We start from the raw sequence: 20,054 nt of genomic DNA on the forward strand, positions 1-20,054 counted from the left end.
GATTTATTTGGAAACGCAAATTTCTCATGTTTTGCTTCAAATGCTGATATAATGAGAAAGTGGTCTTGCGGTTCGTAAAATTAGTATTACCCGAAGAGCGACTGTTACTAATGCCAATTTTTGTTGTAATAAGGAGGAGTAAGATTGGAAAAATCAGTAAAGGCACAATCTAGTGCTGAATTATTTTGTATGAGAAATGTATCAAAGAGAATATATAGTGAAAATCAATTTTATGAAGTAGGTCGAAAAGGTCATGATCCATTTATTTTCACAATTTAATGTCTATAAGGAACCTAAGACATGAAAAAATGGATTTTACTTATCTCCTCCATCGTCTTAATTATCGCTGTCGTTTCGATCGTCATTTATTCTAAGGCTAGAGCACCATTTAATAACGACAGGGAAATGGCAGAAAAAAAAGCGGGAAAAGAAGCAGAAATTGTTTCGATCGACAAATATTACATTTATAATGGTTCTCATACCTACTATACAATCGTTGGTAAAGACAAAGCAGGAGTCCAAAAAGTTGTATGGATACCAGACAACCCAAAAGAAAAATTAGTAATTAAAAAATTGTCTGACGGGATATCTGAACAGGATGCTATTAATAAACTTTTTAATGAAGAAAAACCGAAAGAAATTTTAGGGGTACGGCTCGGCATAGAAAAAGATTTGCCAATTTGGGAGCTTGCCTATTTAGATGAAAAATCCAATTTAAATTATTATTATATCCATTTCGATACTGGGGAATGGTGGAGAAAAATTGACAATTTATAGGCGAAAGAGGGATTTATATGACAATTTCTTTAGCGAATAGAGTGAATGCATTAACACCATCTTCCACTTTAGCAATCACAGCTAAAGCAAAAGAACTAAAATCAAAAGGGCTTGACGTGATTGGATTAGGAGCTGGTGAGCCAGACTTCAATACACCTGAAAATATCATTCAAGCCGCATATCAATCCATGCAAGATGGAATGACAAAGTATACTCCCTCTGGTGGGCTACCAGCATTAAAAGAGGCTGTAATTAATAAATTGAAAAATGACCAAAAACTTGAATATAAAAATAATGAAATTATCATCACAAATGGAGCAAAACATGCCTTATTTACGTTATTTCAAGTACTATTAAATGAGGGGGATGAAGTAATTATTCCTACTCCTTATTGGGTAAGCTATCCTGAACAAGTAAAGCTTGCTGGCGGTGTACCTGTTTATGTCGAAGGGACCGAGGAGCATGATTTTAAAATAAATGCACAACAGCTAGAAGCAGCTATTACGCAAAAAACAAAAGCAATCATTATTAATTCACCTAATAATCCGACAGGAATGCTTTATACAAAAGAAGAATTGGAAGCACTTGGTAAAGTGTGTGTGAAACATAATCTTTTAATCATCTCAGATGAAATTTATGAAAAACTTGTATACGGGCAACATACACATACATCTATTGCTGAAGTATCTCCAGAATTGAAAGGTTTAACGATTATTATTAATGGAGTCTCAAAATCACACTCTATGACTGGTTGGCGGATTGGATATGCAGCGGGAGACCAAAGTATTATTTCAGCAATGACAGATCTTGCAAGCCACTCTACGTCAAATCCAACAACCACATCACAGTTTGGTGCAATCGAAGCGTATGAAGGAACGCAGGACACAGTTGAAACAATGAGACAAGCATTTGAAAAAAGGTTGGATATCATTTACGATAAATTAGTCGCTATCCCAGGTATTAGCTGTAAAAAACCCCAAGGTGCATTTTACTTATACCCGAACGTGAAGGAAGCTGCTAGTATGGCGGGATATGATAAAGTAGATGACTTCGTTACTGGATTGCTAGAGGAAGCACATGTAGCAGTAGTTCCTGGTTCGGGTTTTGGATCTCCGGAAAATATTCGTTTATCCTATGCAGTTTCCCTAGAACTTTTAGAAGAAGCTGTAGAGCGAATCCGTCTATTTATCGAAAAAAAGATAAACGACAATAAATAAGCAAGATTAATCTTGTTAAAGATCAATGGTTTGAAAGGATGTTTTTTGTGAAAACAACGATTTCAGAGGTAAGTAAATATGTTGGCCAAGAAGTTACAATTGGAGCTTGGCTTGCCAATAAAAGATCCAGTGGGAAAATTGCCTTTTTACAACTAAGGGATGGAACTGGATTTATGCAAGGTGTAGTGGTAAAAAGTGAGGTAGAAGAGGCGGTTTTTCAAACTGCTAAATCGTTGACTCAAGAATCATCTGTTTACGTTACTGGTACGATCCAAGAAGATAATCGATCACCATTTGGTTTTGAAATGCAAGTTACAAAGGTGGAAGTGATCCAAGCAGCAATAGATTATCCGATAACACCTAAAGAGCACGGCACGGAATTTTTAATGGATAACCGCCACTTATGGCTACGTTCACGCCGTCAACACGCTGTTATGAAGATTCGAAATGAAATCGTCCGTGCAACGTATGAGTTTTTTAATGAAAATGGTTTTGTTAAGATTGACCCACCTATTTTAACGGGTAGTTCTCCAGAAGGAACAACAGAATTATTTCATACAAAATATTTTGATGAAGATGCTTACTTATCCCAAAGTGGTCAGTTATATATGGAAGCTGCAGCGATGGCACTTGGCAAGGTATTTTCATTCGGTCCTACATTCAGAGCAGAAAAATCAAAAACGCGTCGTCACTTGATTGAATTTTGGATGATTGAGCCGGAAATGGCTTTTTATGAGTTTGAAGACAGCTTAAAAGTTCAAGAGGAATATATAACACATATTATTCAATCTGTATTGAAAAATTGTGCTCTTGAGTTAGAGAGACTAGGAAGAGATACGGCAAAGCTTGAAAAAATCTCTGTTCCATTTCCGCGGGTTACGTATGATGAGGCAATTAAGTTTCTTCATGAACAAGGATTTGATGATATAGAGTGGGGGGATGATTTTGGTGCTCCTCACGAAACAGCCATTGCCAATCATTATGACCAGGCAATTTTCATTACTCATTACCCAACAAAAATTAAACCTTTTTATATGCAACCAGCGCCTGATCGAGATGATGTCGTCCTTTGTGCCGATATGATTGCTCCGGAAGGATATGGTGAAATTATTGGTGGGTCTGAACGTATTCATGACTATGAATTAATGAAGCAGCGAATTGAGCAGCACCAGCTTCCGCTTGACGCTTATAAATGGTATCTTGATTTATCGAAATACGGATCCGTTCCTCACTCAGGTTTTGGCCTAGGTCTGGAACGCACTGTAGCTTGGATATCAGGGGTAGAACATGTAAGGGAAACAATACCCTTCCCAAGACTCCTAAATCGTCTATATCCTTAACAAAAGGCCACGTACAACTATTATGGTTGTTGCGTGGCCTTGCTATCGATGTACAACATAGAGAAAACTTGAAAAGAGGTGAGATCCATATGGATAAAGAAATAATGGTATCTTGGATTGAAGAGGGAATGATACACGTACCTAATTTACTAATGAATAACTATCGTCAGATAGGTTTAGACGAGAAAGAATTAGTTGTACTATTGCATATTTTTTCTTTTTCTGAAAAAGGGAATAAGTTTCCTACGCCTGAAGAAATTTCTGAACGAATGACAATTACGAGCAGCGAGTGTGCTTCCATATTAAGAAAGCTGATGCAGCTTGGTATGATTAAAATTGAAGAGGGTTGCTCCGAGGAAGAAATCAGGTTTGAAAGATACTCTCTTACACCGTTATGGATTAGATTAGCTGAAGAAATGATTCGAGAGAAAAAACAATCAAATCTCGAGAAGGTACTAACAGAAGAGCAAGATTTATTTTCTATATTTGAACAGGAATTTGGAAGACCGCTTACGCCGATTGAGTGTGAATCATTAGGAATGTGGATGGATCAGGACGGACAGGATCCAGTTATGATTAAAGCTGCTTTAAGGGAGTCAGTTATGTCTGGAAAACTAAATTTCCGTTATATTGATCGAATTTTATTAGAATGGAAGAAAAACGGAGTAAATACTGTGGAACAAGCCCGAGTACAAGGATTAAAATTTCGCCAAAAATCTAAACAAACTAATCCGCCTGTTCAAAACTCGAATTCAGTTCCCTTTTTTAATTGGCTAGAACAATAATTATTGCAAAAGGTCAAAGGGTGAGTGAATCTTATGTTGAATAAAAAAGAAATTCGCTTTTGTCTTGATGAAATGGGGAAAATGTTTCCCGACGCACATTGCGAATTAAATCATTCTAATTCATTTGAATTAGTAATCGCCGTAGCGCTTTCAGCTCAATGTACGGATGCGTTGGTAAATCGGGTAACAGAAACACTATTTGAAAAATATAAAACACCTGAAGATTATTTAGCAGTGCCATTAGCTGAACTCGAAAATGACATTCGTTCCATTGGTTTATTTCGAAATAAAGCTAAAAACATTCAAAAATTATCGCAAATGTTGATTGATGATTATGATAGGATCGTTCCATCTGAGCGTGAAGAGTTAGTTAAGTTGCCAGGTGTCGGACGTAAGACAGCAAACGTAGTAATGTCGGTAGCTTTCGGTGAACCGGCTATTGCTGTAGATACACATGTAGAACGAGTGAGTAAACGTCTAGCATTTTGTCGTTGGAAAGATAATGTCCTTGAAGTAGAGAAAGCCCTCATGCGTAAAGTTCCAAAAGATGAATGGTCTGTAACTCATCATCGAATGATTTTCTTTGGAAGGTATCACTGTAAATCGCAGAATCCACAATGTTCGATTTGTCCGTTACTGGAAGTTTGTAGAGAAGGAAAAAAAAGAATGAAGAAGATAAAATCCATTGAAAAAGTATAATGAACTTCCCGATCAACTACAACATCCATTGTTTAACGAGGCTCAGCTTAAATTATTCTCTGAAGAGATCGGCTATTATACCAGAGACAAAACGAAAGTATACCCATGGCAACAAATGGACCAAAATATAACAGGTTTACTATTTCAATGGGAACAATTAAATGGTGTATTGGAAAAGCAATTTAAAGTTAATAAAAATGGTGAAAAAAACATGATGTTAGGGGCTATAGCTATTTTTTTACAACTATTATTTTGGACAAACGGAGAACCTGTAAATCTCAAACAATTAGAGGGAAAATTAACTAACTTTCAGATCAAACCCTTTAATATATATGATCGACTAATATTCATTTTTTCCCGCCCTACATCCTTTCATACATTCAAACAACTGCAAGAATTAATGCTAGAACAACAAAAAAAGTTTGCAGTTAAGAAAGCGTAAACGCCTATTAAGCGACGTAAAAACTAGGCCAGCCCACAATATTAACTATTGAGAGATAAAGTAGAGGCGCAAGTACTGAAAGCTTAGGGTGTGGCGTTAATTTCTTTCAACCGCGCTCACAATAGTAGTTTTTAACTCGGAAAGTTATTTTACAACAAAACATAAAAATCCTGGGGTGGAAACCCCAGGATTTTTGCATACTATTTATCTTTAACTATTATTGGAAGCATCTGACTGTTGTTGCTCATTAGTGTTTGTATTAGAATCTTGCTCTTCATTGGGTCCATCATTCTCTCCATTAGCTGGATTTTCAGGAGCTTCTGGAGTTTCTTCCTCTCTTCCAGGAGGGGTATTACCATTTCCATTGTTGTTATTGTCAGCACCATTGCCTTCGTTTTCTTTGTCTTTATCAGTCTCTTTATCCTTGTCAGCCTCACCTTCGTTTGCATCTTCTTCTGTAGGAGGTGTGGTTTCGTCTTCAGGATCTTCAATTTCTTCTTCTTTTTCTTCATCCTCATCTACCTTAGGAACGGTCACGCTTGCTGTACCAGGTGTACTGCGTTGTTTATTACTAATTGCAATAACTTCGATTGAATAGGTTTCTCCAGGTTCTACATCGGTCAATGTATATTGCTGTTCATTATTTCCACTTACTGATTGGTTTTGACCACTTGCAGTTTTGATTGACACTTCGAATTTGATATCTTTATCTTTCTTTTCGGAATGATCCCATGAGAAAAGAATTTCATTTTGTTCTTCATGGTATTCACCTTTTACAGAAGGAGCATCCAGTTTATCAAACGCGATTGATACTTCTTTTGGTTCAGTGCCTGCAACGAATAACTCATAGATGATATTGCTATCTGGAGTGTGTGTACTTGGTTTCTTCGCAGGATTTGATCCTTTTTCGACCGCAGCTTTGACAACACTTTTGGGCATAGTGAAGTCTGGTGTTTCTATTCCTTCGGATACATGTTGCATAAGGTTCTTATATAGCTCTTTTGCTATTTGCTGGTCATTATGTGGGTATGCACGTAATGGATTTTTTCTTTGATCATAACCAGTCCAGACAGCAAGGGAATAATTAGTCGTATATCCCGCAAACCAAGAATCGGGCACATCACCACTACTCAAATTATATTTGCTTATCTCCTCATCAGTATAGTTCGATGTACCAGTTTTACCTGCAGCTGGTAGACCAGGAATGATTGCCGTTTTGCCCGTAGCCCCAGCTTTTTCAGATAATACATCTTTCAGCATATCTGTAACCATATATGCTGTCGAATCTTCCATTGCAATTTGGGGCTTGATTGTATTTTTAACTTCCGTTTCACCATCGCGAAGGATGATCTTTCTTACTGTGTGCGGTTTATTATACATACCATTATTACCGAAAGTTGCGTAAGCTCCAGCTAATTGCATTGGAGAAATGCTAGTTACTCCACCAATCGAGGCTGATTCATAAAAATCATCATCTTTAAAATTTAGCCCTAATTGTGATGCGAACTCTCTAGCTTTGTCTAATCCTGCTGCTTGAAATGCTTTTAAAGCTGGAACGTTTCTTGAACGATACAATGCCTCTCTAATCGACATTTGTCCAAGGTAATTCTGATCAAAGTTTCTGATCGGAGGACCATCAGTATAATTATATGGTTCATCCACAATTTGTTCATATGTGGACCAGTTTAAATATTCAATAGCAGGTCCATAATCTAAGATTGGTTTAATCGTTGATCCTGGCGAACGCGTGCTAAGTGTTGTTGCATAATTAGTGCCACGCTTAATATCCTTAAAACGATTTCCGCCAATTGCTCGAATTTCTCCTGTTTGTGTATCTTGTAAAACGATACCTGCTTGAAGATCTTCATCGGGATATTCGATTACTTCATTTGTTAACAACATTTTTTCCGTATATTCCTGTGCATCTGGATCAAGTGTTGTATGAATGATTAAACCGTCGGCAAATACATTGTAATCGCCTAGTGATTCTACTTCTCTAATGACTTGGTCAATAAAAGAATCATATTTATAAGCATTTTTATTATTTGATTCTTCTGGCACTAATGTATCAGTAATAGATATGTTTTGTGCTTTTTCCATCTCGGCTTTACTAATTTTTCCGTGTTGTGCCATTAATGACAACACAATATTTTTCCGTTTATCAGACTTTTCAGGGAAGGCATAGGGATCATAATTGTATGGACTTTGGGGAAGTCCCGCAAGTAAAGCCATTTCCTGTAATTCTAACTCGGAAAGTTCTTTATCGAAATAATATTTGGACGCAGTTTCAATCCCATGAATTCCATTCGCATAGTTAATTTTATTCACATACATTTCAAAAATCTGTTCTTTAGAGTATTTTCTCTCTAACTGAAAAGCCAACCAAGCTTCTTGTGCTTTTCTTTTTAGTGTTTTTTCATCAGATAGAAAAGATCTCTTGATAACTTGTTGTGTAATAGTAGAAGCTCCTTCAGAACCAAAACCTCTTGTTACATTGGCTAATACAGCTCCTCCAAGTCTTCTTAAATCAATTCCACTATGTTTGAAAAAGCGAACGTCTTCCGTAGCTAACACTGCATCTCTAACTTTTTCGGGGATTTGATCATAATCAACGTAATCCCTATTTTCGGTTCCTAAAATGGTAATTGGCTCATCATTCATATCTAATATTTGTGAAGCGACCGGATCAATTAATAAACTTTTATCAAGCTTTGGCGCGTCCTTTACATAGTAAGCAAATAGACCTGCCCCAGATGCGAGTCCCACAAACCCAAGGATTAGTATAATAAACAAGATTTTTTTGAAAATGTTCGTGCGTTTTCCTTTATTTGTTTTCTTACTTGTTGACTGTTTTCGTCTTGCTACACGTGATTGTTGATTTTCTGCCATATGCAGTATTCCTCACTTTCGATATATCAAATAAATACAATAAAATTAGAAAGAATAAATTTCTTTTAGGATTTTTAAGTAATCTAATCGGGGGTGGTATCCTATGTTGATTTTATGTCCAAAATCATGAATTTCTTTCTTTGTAATTGATTTTCTACCGCCATTATTCATACGTTCCCAAAAGTTAAATAGAACTTCACATTCTAATAAAAAAACTTCATCCGTTTTTGCGAATCTTAATATAACAAATGCAATGCCTTTATGCTGCACAATATTTTGCATATGACTAATTTGATGTTCGTGAAAATTCATTAAAGGAAAAGAAGTGGTACTTTGTGTTTCTTTCGCTTCAAAATCAATGTATTTTCCTTCACATATTCCATTATAGTCTGTCGTAGAAGCTTGTCTAAAATATGCTTCTTTTATAACAGCAGTACTTCTTTTTTTATAATCTACCTCGACAATCTGAATGGGAGTGGGCTTTTTATGGATAACAGCCATTCCATTTACTAAATAATATTGATTTGTTTCATTAATGTCATCTTCTAGAGCCATACCTCTTTTAGAATAAGAAATCTTTTTTTGCGCTGGAGTTGTTAGTTTCTTTCGTGCGTCTAACGTATATTTCCTTCCGTTCGGGTAATGAAATTCCATAATCGTGTTCACCTCACTTGCTAAATTATACCACAGCTCTATCAAGTGCTAAAAATATGAATAGAAGTGCCCGACTCATACATTCATAAAAAGATGCAGAATTACAGAATATGCCCCAATCTAATCCTATAACACTATAAGACGTAATTAAACCGTCTTAAGTTTCATTATTTAAGAATTTTTTATAATTATATATGAAAAAACATTGTCGAAAAAAAGCGGAGTTAAAGCATGTTAGCACTTTGTTTGCCGAATTGCTTCTAGTTTTGTCAGTGAGGAAGGAAGAAGAAAAGAGATATGGAATATAAATATCATAGAGTATGAAGGGAGGCGGAGGCATGAATAAAGCAGACTGTCTAAAAAAACTGGAAGGGATCCATATTCAATTGCGACAATTGGAGAAATTGATGGAGGAAAAGTTAGAGAATGAAAGAAGCGGGATCATAGAAATGATGGGGGAAAGTAGCCAGGAAATAGAAAACAAACTTCAATATTTAGAATTAGCTTCTAAAGATAAAATACAAAGAGTTTCTTAATCTTGATAATACATCAGCTAAAGTTTACGATGATAGAAGTTTGATAAGGAGCATGCCATTTATGCTGCTTTTTTTGTTTGTAAAGAAACTATAATTGTGAAAAGATAGGTGGCTAGCATCTATATCCGATAGGATCCAAAATATAATGCACGATAAATGAAAGAAAGGATGTGGTGTAATGGAAAAGCATGAATTATTTGAGTTAACCTTACGATTAAGTAACTATAATAAAGAAGCATTCGAAAACTTTCATCGATGCCGAGCAACTGGAAAACAAGGAGACTTTTATAGCGAAGTAAAACCATTTGCCGACAAAGTTAAAGAGTGTCGTGACAAATGGGAGCCAGAGGCAGTATTGTGGACGATTAAAAATAAACCAAAAAACTTATACCCTATGCAAATTAAAAACACTGCTGAAAATATTGAAATGGTCTCTGTACGTGCCTATTTCCCCGAGTCCAGCTTGAAAAAATTTAACAGTCATATTCAATCCATTGATTTTGTATTAAGCCGTTTACTTGATGAACTTAATCTATCCGACTCTCATGGCAATAACTAATTGCCAGAGAGTTTTAATGTTCTCACATATAAGATATTAATATCATAATCTATAGTAAAAAGAATGGATTAGGAGGGCAAAAAAATGTTCAATCATAATCCTAACCGAATATATCGCCAGTCACTTCCACAACAATATTACCCACATTCTATGGATGGATATGTAATGTATCCAAATTATGGGCTAGCTCAGCCCCGTCCAGCAATGTATCCAAATTACCCATTGTATTCGGCAGGGTTTCATCCTTACCTAAATTATCATGCGCCTTATGAAAATAAAATAAAAGGATTTGGTCATGACCTATTTCAAAATCCATTACAACCTGATGATGGATACTTTTATGGAACACCAAATCCGAAAGTAGCATTCCAACATGGAAATCCACAAAAAACTGGTTCTTCCAACAATAAACAAGGTGGTAATAGTAACTCCATCCTAAATTCTTTTAAGTCACAAGACGGCACATATGATATAAATAAAATGGTTAATACAACAGGGCAACTTGTAAATGCATTATCACAAGTATCATCTATGGCAAAAGGTATCGGCGGATTTTTTAAACTTTAGATTTATAATAGTGAGACAAGCGATTTATTTTGGAAACAAAATGAAAATAATCAATTCATTTCCCGGGCAAGCGCAGTAATCGACGTGAAATATACAAATGTATAAATAACTAGTTCAGATTTGTACTATTTAGTCAGAATTTGAAACATTTTAGCACTAATAAATAGGTGTTTACATTAGTACATGTATCAAGTATTTCTCATAGGCTAGAAGTGTAAAGAAATCACAGACATGAAAGGAGCAATTGATGTGTTTAATCATTGTGGACCAAAAGTTCTTCCAGCAGTTGTTCATCCGACTAAATGTTGTGTAAAGCACACTCACCAAAATGTCATCGTTCCAGAAATTCATCCAACACATACGACAAACGTCAACCATACGAATTTTCAACATCAACATTATTTCCCGCACACAGAATCAGTCGTAAATGAAGTGTCAAATCAGCAAATGAATATGCCTGGACCAGGACCAGGAATGGGGCCAATGGGAATGGGCCCAATGGGTGTAGGACCAGCCGGACATAGACCAAGGCCGGGTTGCTGTGGTCCAAGACCAGGTTTCCCTTATTAATATGCTATATTTAGTGGCAAGGATGGAATTTTTCCATCCTTGCTTTTTGAAGTAAAGGAGGAGGAAAATGATAAAGGTCGCAGCCTTAACTGGGTATAAGTCATATGAACTCGGCATATATAAAAATAATGATCCGGCAATTGATTACATAAAAAAAACAATCTCCCGAAGGATTATAGAACTTATGGAAGATGGGCTTGAATGGGTTATCATTTCCGGTCAACCAGGTGTAGAATTATGGGCGGCAGAAGTTGTGTTTGAGTTGCAAGAGGAGTATAACGAATTAAAACTTGCCTTGATTACTCCTTTTCTAAATCAAGAAGAGAAATGGAAGGAGGACAATAAAGAATTATACGAAATGGTGATGATGCAAGCAGATTTTACAGAATCATTATCTAAACTCCCATACACTGCACCTTGGCAATTTCGTAATAAAAATAATTTTTTCTTGCAAAAAACAGATGCTGCCATCATCCTATATGATGAGGAAAAAGAAGGATCACCTAAATTTTTTTACGAAGCAGCAAAGCTTTACCAACAATCAAAATCTTATGAGCTCCGAATGATTGATTTTTATGATTTACAGGCAGCAGTAGATGAAAGCAACTTTTAACATATTGTGAATTTTACCGAAATAAAGATTGTAAAATTGACAAAATGAGTTTGTTTTGACATTATAAATATATTGTACAGTGAATGTCGAGGTGGTGTTTCGGATGTTGGCTGATAAATTAAAACTGACAGCAAAAGAAATATTGGAAAAAGAATTTAAAACGAGTGTACGTGGATATAAACAAGAAGATGTGGACAAATTTTTAGATATAATCATTAAAGATTATGAAACGATGCATATGACAATTGATGAACTGCAGCAAGAAAACTTGCGATTGAAAAAGCAGTTAGAAGTGAGTACGCGTCGCCAACCTGTACAACCCGCAGGTACAACAAATTTTGATATCCTAAAACGTTTGTCGAATTTAGAAAAACATGTATTTGGTAGTAAGCTAGACGAATAATCTTTATTTTTTTATTTGCTATTGCAACAGAGAGAGAAAAGTATTACAATAAAAAGTCGGTGAGGCTAATAACATTCGGGTAATCGCTGCTGACTATTGTCGGCAGAGGAAAGTCCATGCTCGCACGGTGCTGAGATGCCCGTAGTGATCGCGCCTGGCGAAATAATAAGCCAGGGCAGTTTGGAGAATATCTGGACTGACGGCAGGGAAAACACCTAAGTTCTTAATGAATATGGAGTGACTACCTATAATGTGCCACAGTGACGAAGCTCTGTTGGAAACAATAGAGGTGGAACGAGGTAAACCCCGCGAGCGAGAAACTCAAATATTGGTAGGGGCACTCTTTCTGAGGAATTGAACAAAGAAAGAGGCAGGCTATCTTTAAATAGTCTGCAGATAGATGATTACCGCTGGAGTACGAGGTCCACCTATGACCGCATGTAGTACGAAGGTACAGAACATGGCTTACATGAATGTTATTATAGGTTCATGCACTACGATATGCCCTTCTTCATTTATGAGAAGGGCATTATTTTATTGTTAAATTTATAAAAAGATAGGTTTGTGGACAACTTTTAAAAGAGGGTTCTTTATTGGTGATAATATGAGACATAAATCAGTTATTTAAGGATGGGTCTAATTGAAAACTTTTAAGCTAATTGCTACAACTGCGATGGGAATCGAGGCTATTGCAGCAGAAGAAGTTAGAGCGCTCGGCTATACTTGTGAAGTTGAAAATGGAAAAGTAATTTATCAAGGAGATAAACTCGCCATTGCTCGTTCTAATCTGTGGTTGAGGACTGCGGATAGAGTGAAAATAGTTGTTGGTGAATTTACTGCTACAACTTTTGATGATCTCTTTGAACAAACAAAAGCAATCAATTGGGAAGAACTTCTTCCTGAGAATGCTCAATTTCCTGTTCAAGGTAAATCAGTGAAATCGAAGTTATTTAGTGTGTCAGATTGTCAAGCGATCGTAAAAAAAGCCATTGCTGAAAGATTAAAAAAAGCTTACAGCAAGTCGTCTTGGCTGGAGGAGTCAGGGGCATTATTTAAAATCGAAGTGGCTTTATTAAAAGATAAGGTATTACTTACGATCGATACATCTGGAGCTGGATTACATAAACGAGGATATCGGGCTCAGCAAGGTGAAGCACCGTTGAAAGAAACTTTAGCTGCTGCTCTAGTAAAATTAACGAAATGGCAACCTAATAGACCCTTTCATGATCCTTTTTGTGGATCCGGAACTATTCCAATTGAGGCAGCGTTAATTGGTCAAAATATTGCTCCAGGGTTCAATCGGGATTTTCTAAGTGAAGCATGGCCATGGATGGACGACCAAATATGGGACAAAGCAAGACAAGAAGCAGAAGACCTAGCGAATTATGATCAGCCACTTGATATACACGGAACAGATATTGACCACAATATGATTAAAATCTCTGAACTGAATGCTTTCGAAGCTGGATTAGGAGAGCTAGTCACTTTTAAACAAATGCAAGCAACTGATTTCAGCACAAAGAAGGAATATGGTGTCGTATTATCCAACCCACCTTATGGTGAGAGAATCGGTGACAAAGAAATGGTGGAACGAATGTACCGTGATATTGGTAAGACTTTTCAAGAATTTGATACATGGTCTTATTATATTCTTACCTCTCATCCAGCATTTGAAAAGTTGTATGGAAAACAAGCAACGAAAAAAAGGAAATTATTTAATGGTTTTATTCGTACTGATTTGTATCAGTATTGGGGGCCACGACCACCAAGAACGAATCAAAACGTATAATAATGCTCCTTGCTGAATATACTTTATGTATATCATTCAGCAAGGAGTGGGGTTTTCATGAATAATGAGATATTGGAAATTGGAAAGATTACAAAGGCTATTTCATCGTCAGGCGAATTACTTCGTCATAGCGAAACATCGCAACAAGCTTTAGATAATCTAAAAGAAGCGGAAAATAGTCTGAACCGAGCATTAAATCATATATTGTCACCAGAAAGAAATAATCGATACACTTAAAACGCAAGTGCTCGTTTTCGCACTTGCGTTTTCATTTGTTTTTCATATCAGGAGGAAACTAGAAATGCGGCAACCACTTCCATTCGAATTAACTAAAACAAGTTCATTTTATGAGCAGCTTCAAGATTGGATCGGAGATGTGTTTTATGATATTTTACCGAGCAAGGGCTATGAATTGCGAGATGAACAAATTTTTATGGCTTTTCAATTAGAAAAGGCATTTTCTAATAAAAAGGTGATTTTTGGTGAAGCAGGGGTAGGGACAGGCAAAACATTAGTATATTTATTATATGCGATTGCTTATGCCAGATACATAGGAAAGCCAGCTATCATTGCTTGTGCGGATGAATCTTTAATTGAACAACTTGTAAAAAAAGAAGGCGATATTAAAAAAATTGAAAAAGCACTTGGAATGGAAATTGATGTTCGATTAGCGAAATCAAGAGATCAATATTTGTGTTTGCAAAAGTTAGATCGAGCGATAAGTCAATCTGATACGCAGATCTATAATAATATATATGAAGAGCTACCTCCGTTTGTACATGATAATTCTTCAATGAACCAGTTTTTCAGATATGGTGATCGTAAAGATTATCCAAGTTTAAATGAAGAAGAGTGGAAAGATATAGCATGGGACTCTCTTCAGGATTGTTTATCGTGTTCAAAGCGCCATCGTTGTGGACAAACACTAAATCGTGATCATTACCGAAAAGCAACTGATCTTGTAGTATGTTCACATGATTTTTATATGGAGCACATATGGACAAAGGATTCGAGAATTCGAGAAGGGCAGCTGCCTCTTCTGCCTGATCCAAGTAGTGTAGTATTTGATGAAGGGCATTTATTGGAATTCGCAAGTCAAAAGGCATTAACCTATCGAATTAGTGATGAAATGCTAGATCTATTATTAAACAGACTTCAAGAGAATGATGTTCGTGAAAAAACACTAATCACAATAGAAGAAGTTATTGAATTAAATAGTAGTTTGTTTTCGCTTCTAAGTGAGGTCGCTAAGCCGGTTAAAGGATCTGAGCGAATGGAACTACAAAAGACACCTCAAATAATGGTCTTGGCAAATCTATTATTAGAAAAGATAAATTTGCTAGCAGAAGAGTTAGTATTTGAATCGGAGTTATATACAATTGATGAATACGAACTAAGAATTGTAGAAGAGTATTTAGATCAAATTATTTATTCTTTAACACTTTTAATAGAGGATGATAAAGGGATCATTTGGTTTGAAAATGGCTCTACAGGTCAAATATTAGTCATTATGCCTCGACTGATTGGTGAAATATTAGGTAATCGTGTATTCAAAAATAAAATTCCTTATATTTTTTCTTCGGCAACACTTTCAACTGATGGTGATTTTACTTATTTGAGTAATACGTTAGGTGTGGACGATTATTTATCACTTAGTGTTCCGTCGCCTTTTGATTACGAAGAAAAGTTGGCGATCACCATCCACTCGGAAGAGGATCGTACAAAAAAATGGCAACATATTTTGAATTCTATTACCAAAGCTCAAGGAAAATCTTTAGTATTATTCAATAATAAATGGGATTTAGCAGAGTTTAAAACATATTTGCTAGATGAACAATATAGTGATCTACCGGTTATATACGAAGGTGATGCTGAAATTAGTAACCTCATCCAACAATTCCAAGCGCAAGAAGAAATGGTATTATGTGCATATACATTATGGGAAGGCCTCGATATACCAGGTTCTGCCCTTGAGAATGTATTCATCGCATCTCTTCCTTTTCCTCCATATGATCCTGTATTTGATGCAAAAAGAAGTGGAGCGAAAAACGCATATTTAGAGGTGGACCTTCCGTATATGCTATTAAGGTTAAAACAAGGGGTTGGAAGAGTAATAAGAACTTCCACCGACACAGGTACGATTCATATATGGCTAAAAGAAGAAGAAAGAGCTAGTGTTTTATCAGAAGTGAAAAAGAACTTACCAGTTCCTGCCACATATTTATTTTAGGGGATAAGTTATTGAATATTCTACCTAGATATAAAACTTGTAATAGGATTGAAAAATGACCTTCTAATGTTATAATAGTTACATTCTTAATCGCATTCACTCATATAATCGCGGGGATATGGCTCGCAAGTTTCTACCGGTTTGCCGTAAACAAATCGACTATGAGCAGCAATGAAGGGATCGTGTTTCACGGAACCTTTATATTCCTTTCGAATATAGAAGCTCGAAGGACATTGCTCCACTCATAATCATGTTTGGATGCAGGGGTCTATAGGCTTCATTTTTTTGCCTATGGGCTTTAAATTCGAAAGGGGAAAAGCAAAATGAAAGAATTAAAAGAGAAAATAATAAATGAAGGATCGGTTTTATCAGATACAGTGTTAAAGGTCGACTCATTTCTGAACCATCAATTAGATCCAGAGTTAATGAAATTGGCCGGGGAAGAGATTGCTGCAAGATTTAAAGATACTGGAATAACGAAAATATTAACAATTGAATCCTCGGGAATTGCTCCAGCATTTATGGCCGGTTTAACGCTAGGTGTACCAGTGATTTTTGCTCGTAAACGTAAATCACTAACATTAAATAATCACCTTTATGTAGCAGAAGTTACCTCTTTCACGAAAAAAGAAACAAATGAAATTTGTGTATCGAAAGACTTCATTCATGCTGATGATAAACTATTAGTCATTGATGATTTTCTTGCTAATGGACAAGCTGTACTTGGGTTAATGGATATCATCGATCAAGCTGGTGCAAGTAGCGTCGGGGTTGGAATTGTAATTGAAAAAGGATTCCAAGACGGTGGCCGTATGCTTCGAGAAAAAGGCATTCGCGTTGAGTCATTAGCGATCTTAAAAAGTCTTGAAAATGGCACTGTGTCCTTTCTAGAGGAGGAACTTGTTCGATGAAAGGTCCTCTTCGTTTATCGGCTCTTGCCATTCAACATGTGTTAGCGATGTATGCGGGTGCCGTTCTCGTACCACTTATTGTTGGCGCTGCGATCGGCCTACAAGGGGAACAATTAACCTATCTCATCTCGATTGATATATTAATGTGCGGCGTGGCAACGATTCTTCAAGTAATGAATAACCGATTCTTTGGTATTGGTCTTCCAGTCGTACTCGGATGTACTTTTACAGCAGTGGGTCCAATGATTGCAATTGGTGGAGAGTTTGGGATATCGGCCATTTATGGTGCTATTCTCGTCTCTGGTTTATTCGTTGTCGTAATTAGTACATTTTTTGGTAAATTAGTTCGCTTTTTTCCTCCTGTTGTAACTGGTTCTGTTGTCACAATAATTGGAATAACATTAATACCAGTAGCAATTAATAATATGGGTGGTGGAGATGGAGCTGCTGATTTTGGTTCCGTGACTAATATATCACTTGCATTTGGAACACTGCTATTTATCATTTTAGTCTATCGATTTTCCACCGGTTTTCTTAGAGCAATCTCTATATTACTAGGATTAGTAGTTGGTACTATTGTTGCTGCGATTGTAGGGATGGTAGATTTTAGACCTGTATTAGATGCTTCTTGGCTCCATATCGTTAAGCCATTTTATTTTGGTCTACCAACATTTGAATGGTCTGCAATTATCACGATGATATTAGTGGCGATGGTGAGTTTAGTAGAATCTACAGGAGTCTATTTTGCATTAGGAGATATCTGTAAACGTGATTTAACAAAAGATGATTTGTCAAAGGGTTATCGCGCTGAAGGACTAGCAATCATTTTAGGCGGTTTATTTAATTCCTTTCCATATACGACATTCTCACAAAACGTTGGATTAATGCAGATGTCAGGTGTTAAAACGAAGAATGTTATTTATATTACGGGTGGTATGTTGATTACACTGGGATTTATTCCGAAAATAGGTGCTGTTACAACGATCATTCCAAATGCAGTCCTTGGTGGTGCAATGGTCGCTATGTTCGGAATGGTAATTTCACAAGGGATAAAAATGCTAAGTAATGTGATGGGTTCCTCACAAGAAAACTCAATGATTATTGCGTGTTCTATTGGAATTGGCTTAGGTGTTACAGTTGTTCCAGAACTATTTGCGCAACTTCCATCTAGCTTGCAAATCTTAACGAGCAACGGAATTGTTGCAGGTAGTATGACTGCAATCATATTAAATATTTTATTTAATATGATTCCTTCTCGTAAAAAGAAGCTAGTAGTATTAGAGGAACAAAAAGTAGGATGATATTGTTTGTTCATATAAAAAGCCCCCTTTATGAAAGCTTTCATAAAGGGGGCTTTATTTATAATTAAATTTTTAAACTTGTGCAGGTGATTTTTGAACTACCTTTGCAAATTCTTTCACTTCATCCATATATGCGTTAAATTCTGCAATATCCATTTGTTGTGCAGAATCTGATAATGCAACTGCTGGATCTGGATGAACCTCAGCCATGACCGCATCAGCACCAACAGCAATTGCTGCTTTTGTAGTAGGGAGTAATAGATCTTTACGTCCTGTAGAATGCGTCACATCAACAACTACAGGTAAGTGAGTTTCTTTCTTTAGAATTGGTACTGCTGAAATATCAAGCGTGTTTCTAGTTGCTCTCTCGTATGTGCGAATTCCTCTTTCACAAAGAATGATTTGATCATTACCTTGCGCAATAATATATTCAGCAGCATAAATGAACTCTTCAATAGTTGCAGATAATCCACGTTTTAATAAAACAGGTTTGTTTGTTGCACCTGCGACTTTTAATAATTCGAAGTTATGCATATTACGAGCACCAATTTGGATAACATCGACATAGTCCAAAGCTACTTCCATATCATTCGGATCTAAAATTTCACTAATTACAGCCATTCCTTCTTCGTCTGCAACCTGTCGTAAAATTTTCAAACCATCCAAACCTAGACCTTGGAAATCGTATGGAGAAGTTCTTGGTTTAAAAGCTCCACCACGCATAAGTGTTAATCCTTGTTTTTTCATTGCTTGTGCAACTGTTTTTACTTGCTCATAACTTTCAACTGCACATGGACCCATAATGAAATGTGCATTTCCGTCACCAATATTTTCATTTAAAATGGATACAATTGTATCTTCAGGTTTCTTCTTCCTAGATACAAGGAGTGCTTTCCTGTTATCATCTTTTTGCAGCTCAAGACTTGCCTTAATAATTTCTTTGAAAACATGTTGAACAGTCGTAGTATCAAATGGACCATCGTTATGTTCAGCAAGTAAATTTAATAACTTTCTTTCTTGAATAGGATCAAAGCGTTTAACGCCTTGCATTTCCTTTAATTTGCCGATCTCCTGCGCAATTTTACCTCGTTCATTAAACAACTCTAACATTTGTAAAGTCGTTTTTTCGATTTTAGCTCTTAATAATTCTAGTTCAGACAACGATAAGCCCTCCTTGTATTTAACATCATAATTCAACAATAACACAATATTCATCAAAATAACATACAAACTTTTTTACTTTAAAGCTTCAACGCTGTAAAGTGTGTTAGAGATTATTTTTGTTGATAGCTCAATACATTAGACTTTATTTTCTTAACTGTCAATAGATAATCAGAATATTTTTCGTTTTTTTTATATTTGATGTTTATCTTTGAATAATGTGCAGAAAAAGGGTTGTGATGTATGAATAAAATAATAAATTAAATGCGAGACTATAAATATGAGTAATTGGCATAATTTTAGAAAAAATGAAATTTTGCTTTACAACTTATCATTTTTGTGGTTAAAATTGAATTTATATAATTAAAAATTAAAGCAATGATAGGGCACAGTAGCGATCATATTCCTGTAAAATCCAGAGAGCTGATGGTTGGTGGAAATCAGCACAGATCTGATTGCGAATTACTTCCTTGAGCTTCTTTTTCGAACATTTGGCTTTAGCCAATCAGTAAAAAAAGACGGTAGCACCGTTATCCAATCGAGAGGTGGGCATCTGTCCACAATAAGGGTGGTACCGCGATATTCAATCGTCCCTGCTATTTAGCAGGGGC

At 36.1% G+C, this 20,054-nt stretch carries 21 protein-coding genes, 1 other RNA gene, 1 riboswitch and 1 other annotated feature; of the genes, 19 read left to right on the forward strand and 3 right to left on the reverse strand.

From position 1 onward, the window contains the following. Positions 1-144: 144 nt before the first annotated feature. From BLE01S_RS21260 to BLE01S_RS05090, 7 genes are all read left to right on the forward strand, one after another. The gene (locus BLE01S_RS21260; protein WP_274379897.1) at positions 145-279 is read left to right on the forward strand and encodes a hypothetical protein; all 135 of its coding nucleotides are present in this window, start codon (positions 145-147) and stop codon (positions 277-279) included. 21 nt (positions 280-300) lie between these two features. Then, on the forward strand, positions 301-777 hold the full coding sequence (locus BLE01S_RS05065; RefSeq protein WP_066137855.1) for a cell wall elongation regulator TseB-like domain-containing protein: 477 nt from the start codon (positions 301-303) through the stop codon (positions 775-777). 17 nt (positions 778-794) lie between these two features. Further along, positions 795-1,994: a pyridoxal phosphate-dependent aminotransferase gene (locus tag BLE01S_RS05070; protein ID WP_066137856.1), complete on the forward strand. Its 1,200-nt coding sequence runs from the start codon at positions 795-797 to the stop codon at positions 1,992-1,994. Positions 1,995-2,041: 47 nt separating this feature from the next. Further along, positions 2,042-3,334, forward strand: coding sequence for an asparagine--tRNA ligase (gene asnS, locus BLE01S_RS05075; protein ID WP_145981926.1), 1,293 nt, complete (start codon positions 2,042-2,044; stop codon positions 3,332-3,334). Between the two features lie 89 nt (positions 3,335-3,423). Then, the gene (locus BLE01S_RS05080) at positions 3,424-4,119 is read left to right on the forward strand and encodes a DnaD domain-containing protein (protein ID WP_066137861.1); all 696 of its coding nucleotides are present in this window, start codon (positions 3,424-3,426) and stop codon (positions 4,117-4,119) included. A 33-nt stretch (positions 4,120-4,152) separates the two neighbouring features. Then, complete coding sequence (gene nth / locus BLE01S_RS05085; protein ID WP_066137863.1) at positions 4,153-4,818, forward strand: endonuclease III; 666 nt, start codon at positions 4,153-4,155, stop codon at positions 4,816-4,818. Beyond that, positions 4,805-5,260: a YpoC family protein gene (locus tag BLE01S_RS05090; protein WP_066137865.1), complete on the forward strand. Its 456-nt coding sequence runs from the start codon at positions 4,805-4,807 to the stop codon at positions 5,258-5,260. The genes nth and BLE01S_RS05090 overlap by 14 nt, the downstream gene beginning before the upstream one ends. Positions 5,261-5,470: 210 nt before the next feature. Here BLE01S_RS05090 and BLE01S_RS05095 read toward each other — a convergent pair whose 3' ends face one another. After that, positions 5,471-8,149, reverse strand: a complete 2,679-nt coding sequence (locus BLE01S_RS05095; RefSeq protein ID WP_066137867.1) for a PBP1A family penicillin-binding protein — start codon at positions 8,147-8,149, stop codon at positions 5,471-5,473. 45 nt (positions 8,150-8,194) lie between these two features. Beyond that, a complete protein-coding gene (gene recU / locus BLE01S_RS05100) occupies positions 8,195-8,803 on the reverse strand; it encodes a Holliday junction resolvase RecU (protein WP_066137872.1) in 609 nt (202 codons plus the stop codon). Between the two features lie 338 nt (positions 8,804-9,141). Between recU and BLE01S_RS05105 the strand changes: the two genes are divergently transcribed. The 12 genes from BLE01S_RS05105 to BLE01S_RS05160 all read left to right on the forward strand — a co-directional run bounded on the left by BLE01S_RS05105 (position 9,142) and on the right by BLE01S_RS05160 (position 18,282). Beyond that, positions 9,142-9,339 carry a hypothetical protein gene (locus BLE01S_RS05105; protein ID WP_066137877.1) on the forward strand — a complete coding sequence of 66 codons (198 nt, stop codon included), beginning with the start codon at positions 9,142-9,144 and terminating at the stop codon, positions 9,337-9,339. A gap of 178 nt (positions 9,340-9,517) precedes the next feature. Continuing rightward, the gene (locus BLE01S_RS05110; RefSeq protein WP_066137880.1) at positions 9,518-9,898 is read left to right on the forward strand and encodes a YppE family protein; all 381 of its coding nucleotides are present in this window, start codon (positions 9,518-9,520) and stop codon (positions 9,896-9,898) included. A gap of 84 nt (positions 9,899-9,982) precedes the next feature. Next, positions 9,983-10,465, forward strand: a complete 483-nt coding sequence (locus tag BLE01S_RS05115) for a YppG family protein (protein WP_066137883.1) — start codon at positions 9,983-9,985, stop codon at positions 10,463-10,465. Positions 10,466-10,714: 249 nt separating this feature from the next. Then, entirely contained in the window at positions 10,715-11,035 is a 321-nt protein-coding gene (locus tag BLE01S_RS05120; protein WP_411825151.1) for a CotD family spore coat protein, read from the forward strand. 67 nt (positions 11,036-11,102) lie between these two features. Beyond that, complete coding sequence (locus BLE01S_RS05125; RefSeq protein ID WP_066137891.1) at positions 11,103-11,648, forward strand: SLOG family protein; 546 nt, start codon at positions 11,103-11,105, stop codon at positions 11,646-11,648. Positions 11,649-11,751: 103 nt separating this feature from the next. Continuing rightward, positions 11,752-12,051 carry a cell division regulator GpsB gene (gene gpsB, locus BLE01S_RS05130; protein ID WP_066137898.1) on the forward strand — a complete coding sequence of 100 codons (300 nt, stop codon included), beginning with the start codon at positions 11,752-11,754 and terminating at the stop codon, positions 12,049-12,051. Positions 12,052-12,122: 71 nt separating this feature from the next. Then, positions 12,123-12,524: RNase P RNA component class B (gene rnpB, locus BLE01S_RS05135), an RNA gene on the forward strand. Positions 12,525-12,691: 167 nt separating this feature from the next. Beyond that, entirely contained in the window at positions 12,692-13,840 is a 1,149-nt protein-coding gene (locus BLE01S_RS05140) for a THUMP domain-containing class I SAM-dependent RNA methyltransferase (protein ID WP_111703450.1), read from the forward strand. Positions 13,841-13,897: 57 nt separating this feature from the next. Next, the gene (locus BLE01S_RS05145) at positions 13,898-14,077 is read left to right on the forward strand and encodes a hypothetical protein (protein ID WP_066137902.1); all 180 of its coding nucleotides are present in this window, start codon (positions 13,898-13,900) and stop codon (positions 14,075-14,077) included. Between the two features lie 64 nt (positions 14,078-14,141). Continuing rightward, positions 14,142-16,070: an ATP-dependent DNA helicase gene (locus BLE01S_RS05150; protein ID WP_066137909.1), complete on the forward strand. Its 1,929-nt coding sequence runs from the start codon at positions 14,142-14,144 to the stop codon at positions 16,068-16,070. Positions 16,071-16,150: 80 nt separating this feature from the next. After that, a riboswitch (purine riboswitch) is annotated at positions 16,151-16,252 on the forward strand. Between the two features lie 141 nt (positions 16,253-16,393). Further along, positions 16,394-16,981, forward strand: coding sequence for a xanthine phosphoribosyltransferase (locus BLE01S_RS05155; protein ID WP_066137912.1), 588 nt, complete (start codon positions 16,394-16,396; stop codon positions 16,979-16,981). Next, positions 16,978-18,282, forward strand: coding sequence for a nucleobase:cation symporter-2 family protein (locus tag BLE01S_RS05160; RefSeq protein WP_066137915.1), 1,305 nt, complete (start codon positions 16,978-16,980; stop codon positions 18,280-18,282). Before BLE01S_RS05155 ends, BLE01S_RS05160 begins: the two co-directional genes overlap by 4 nt. 72 nt (positions 18,283-18,354) lie before the next feature. Here BLE01S_RS05160 and BLE01S_RS05165 read toward each other — a convergent pair whose 3' ends face one another. Then, complete coding sequence (locus BLE01S_RS05165) at positions 18,355-19,443, reverse strand: bifunctional 3-deoxy-7-phosphoheptulonate synthase/chorismate mutase (protein WP_411825150.1); 1,089 nt, start codon at positions 19,441-19,443, stop codon at positions 18,355-18,357. A gap of 369 nt (positions 19,444-19,812) precedes the next feature. After that, positions 19,813-20,041: a binding site (T-box leader), on the forward strand. Positions 20,042-20,054 lie beyond the last annotated feature (13 nt).

It is taken from the genome of Lederbergia lenta NBRC 16444 (genome assembly GCF_001591545.1).
In the GTDB taxonomy this organism is placed as follows: domain Bacteria; phylum Bacillota; class Bacilli; order Bacillales; family Bacillaceae_C; genus Lederbergia; species Lederbergia lenta.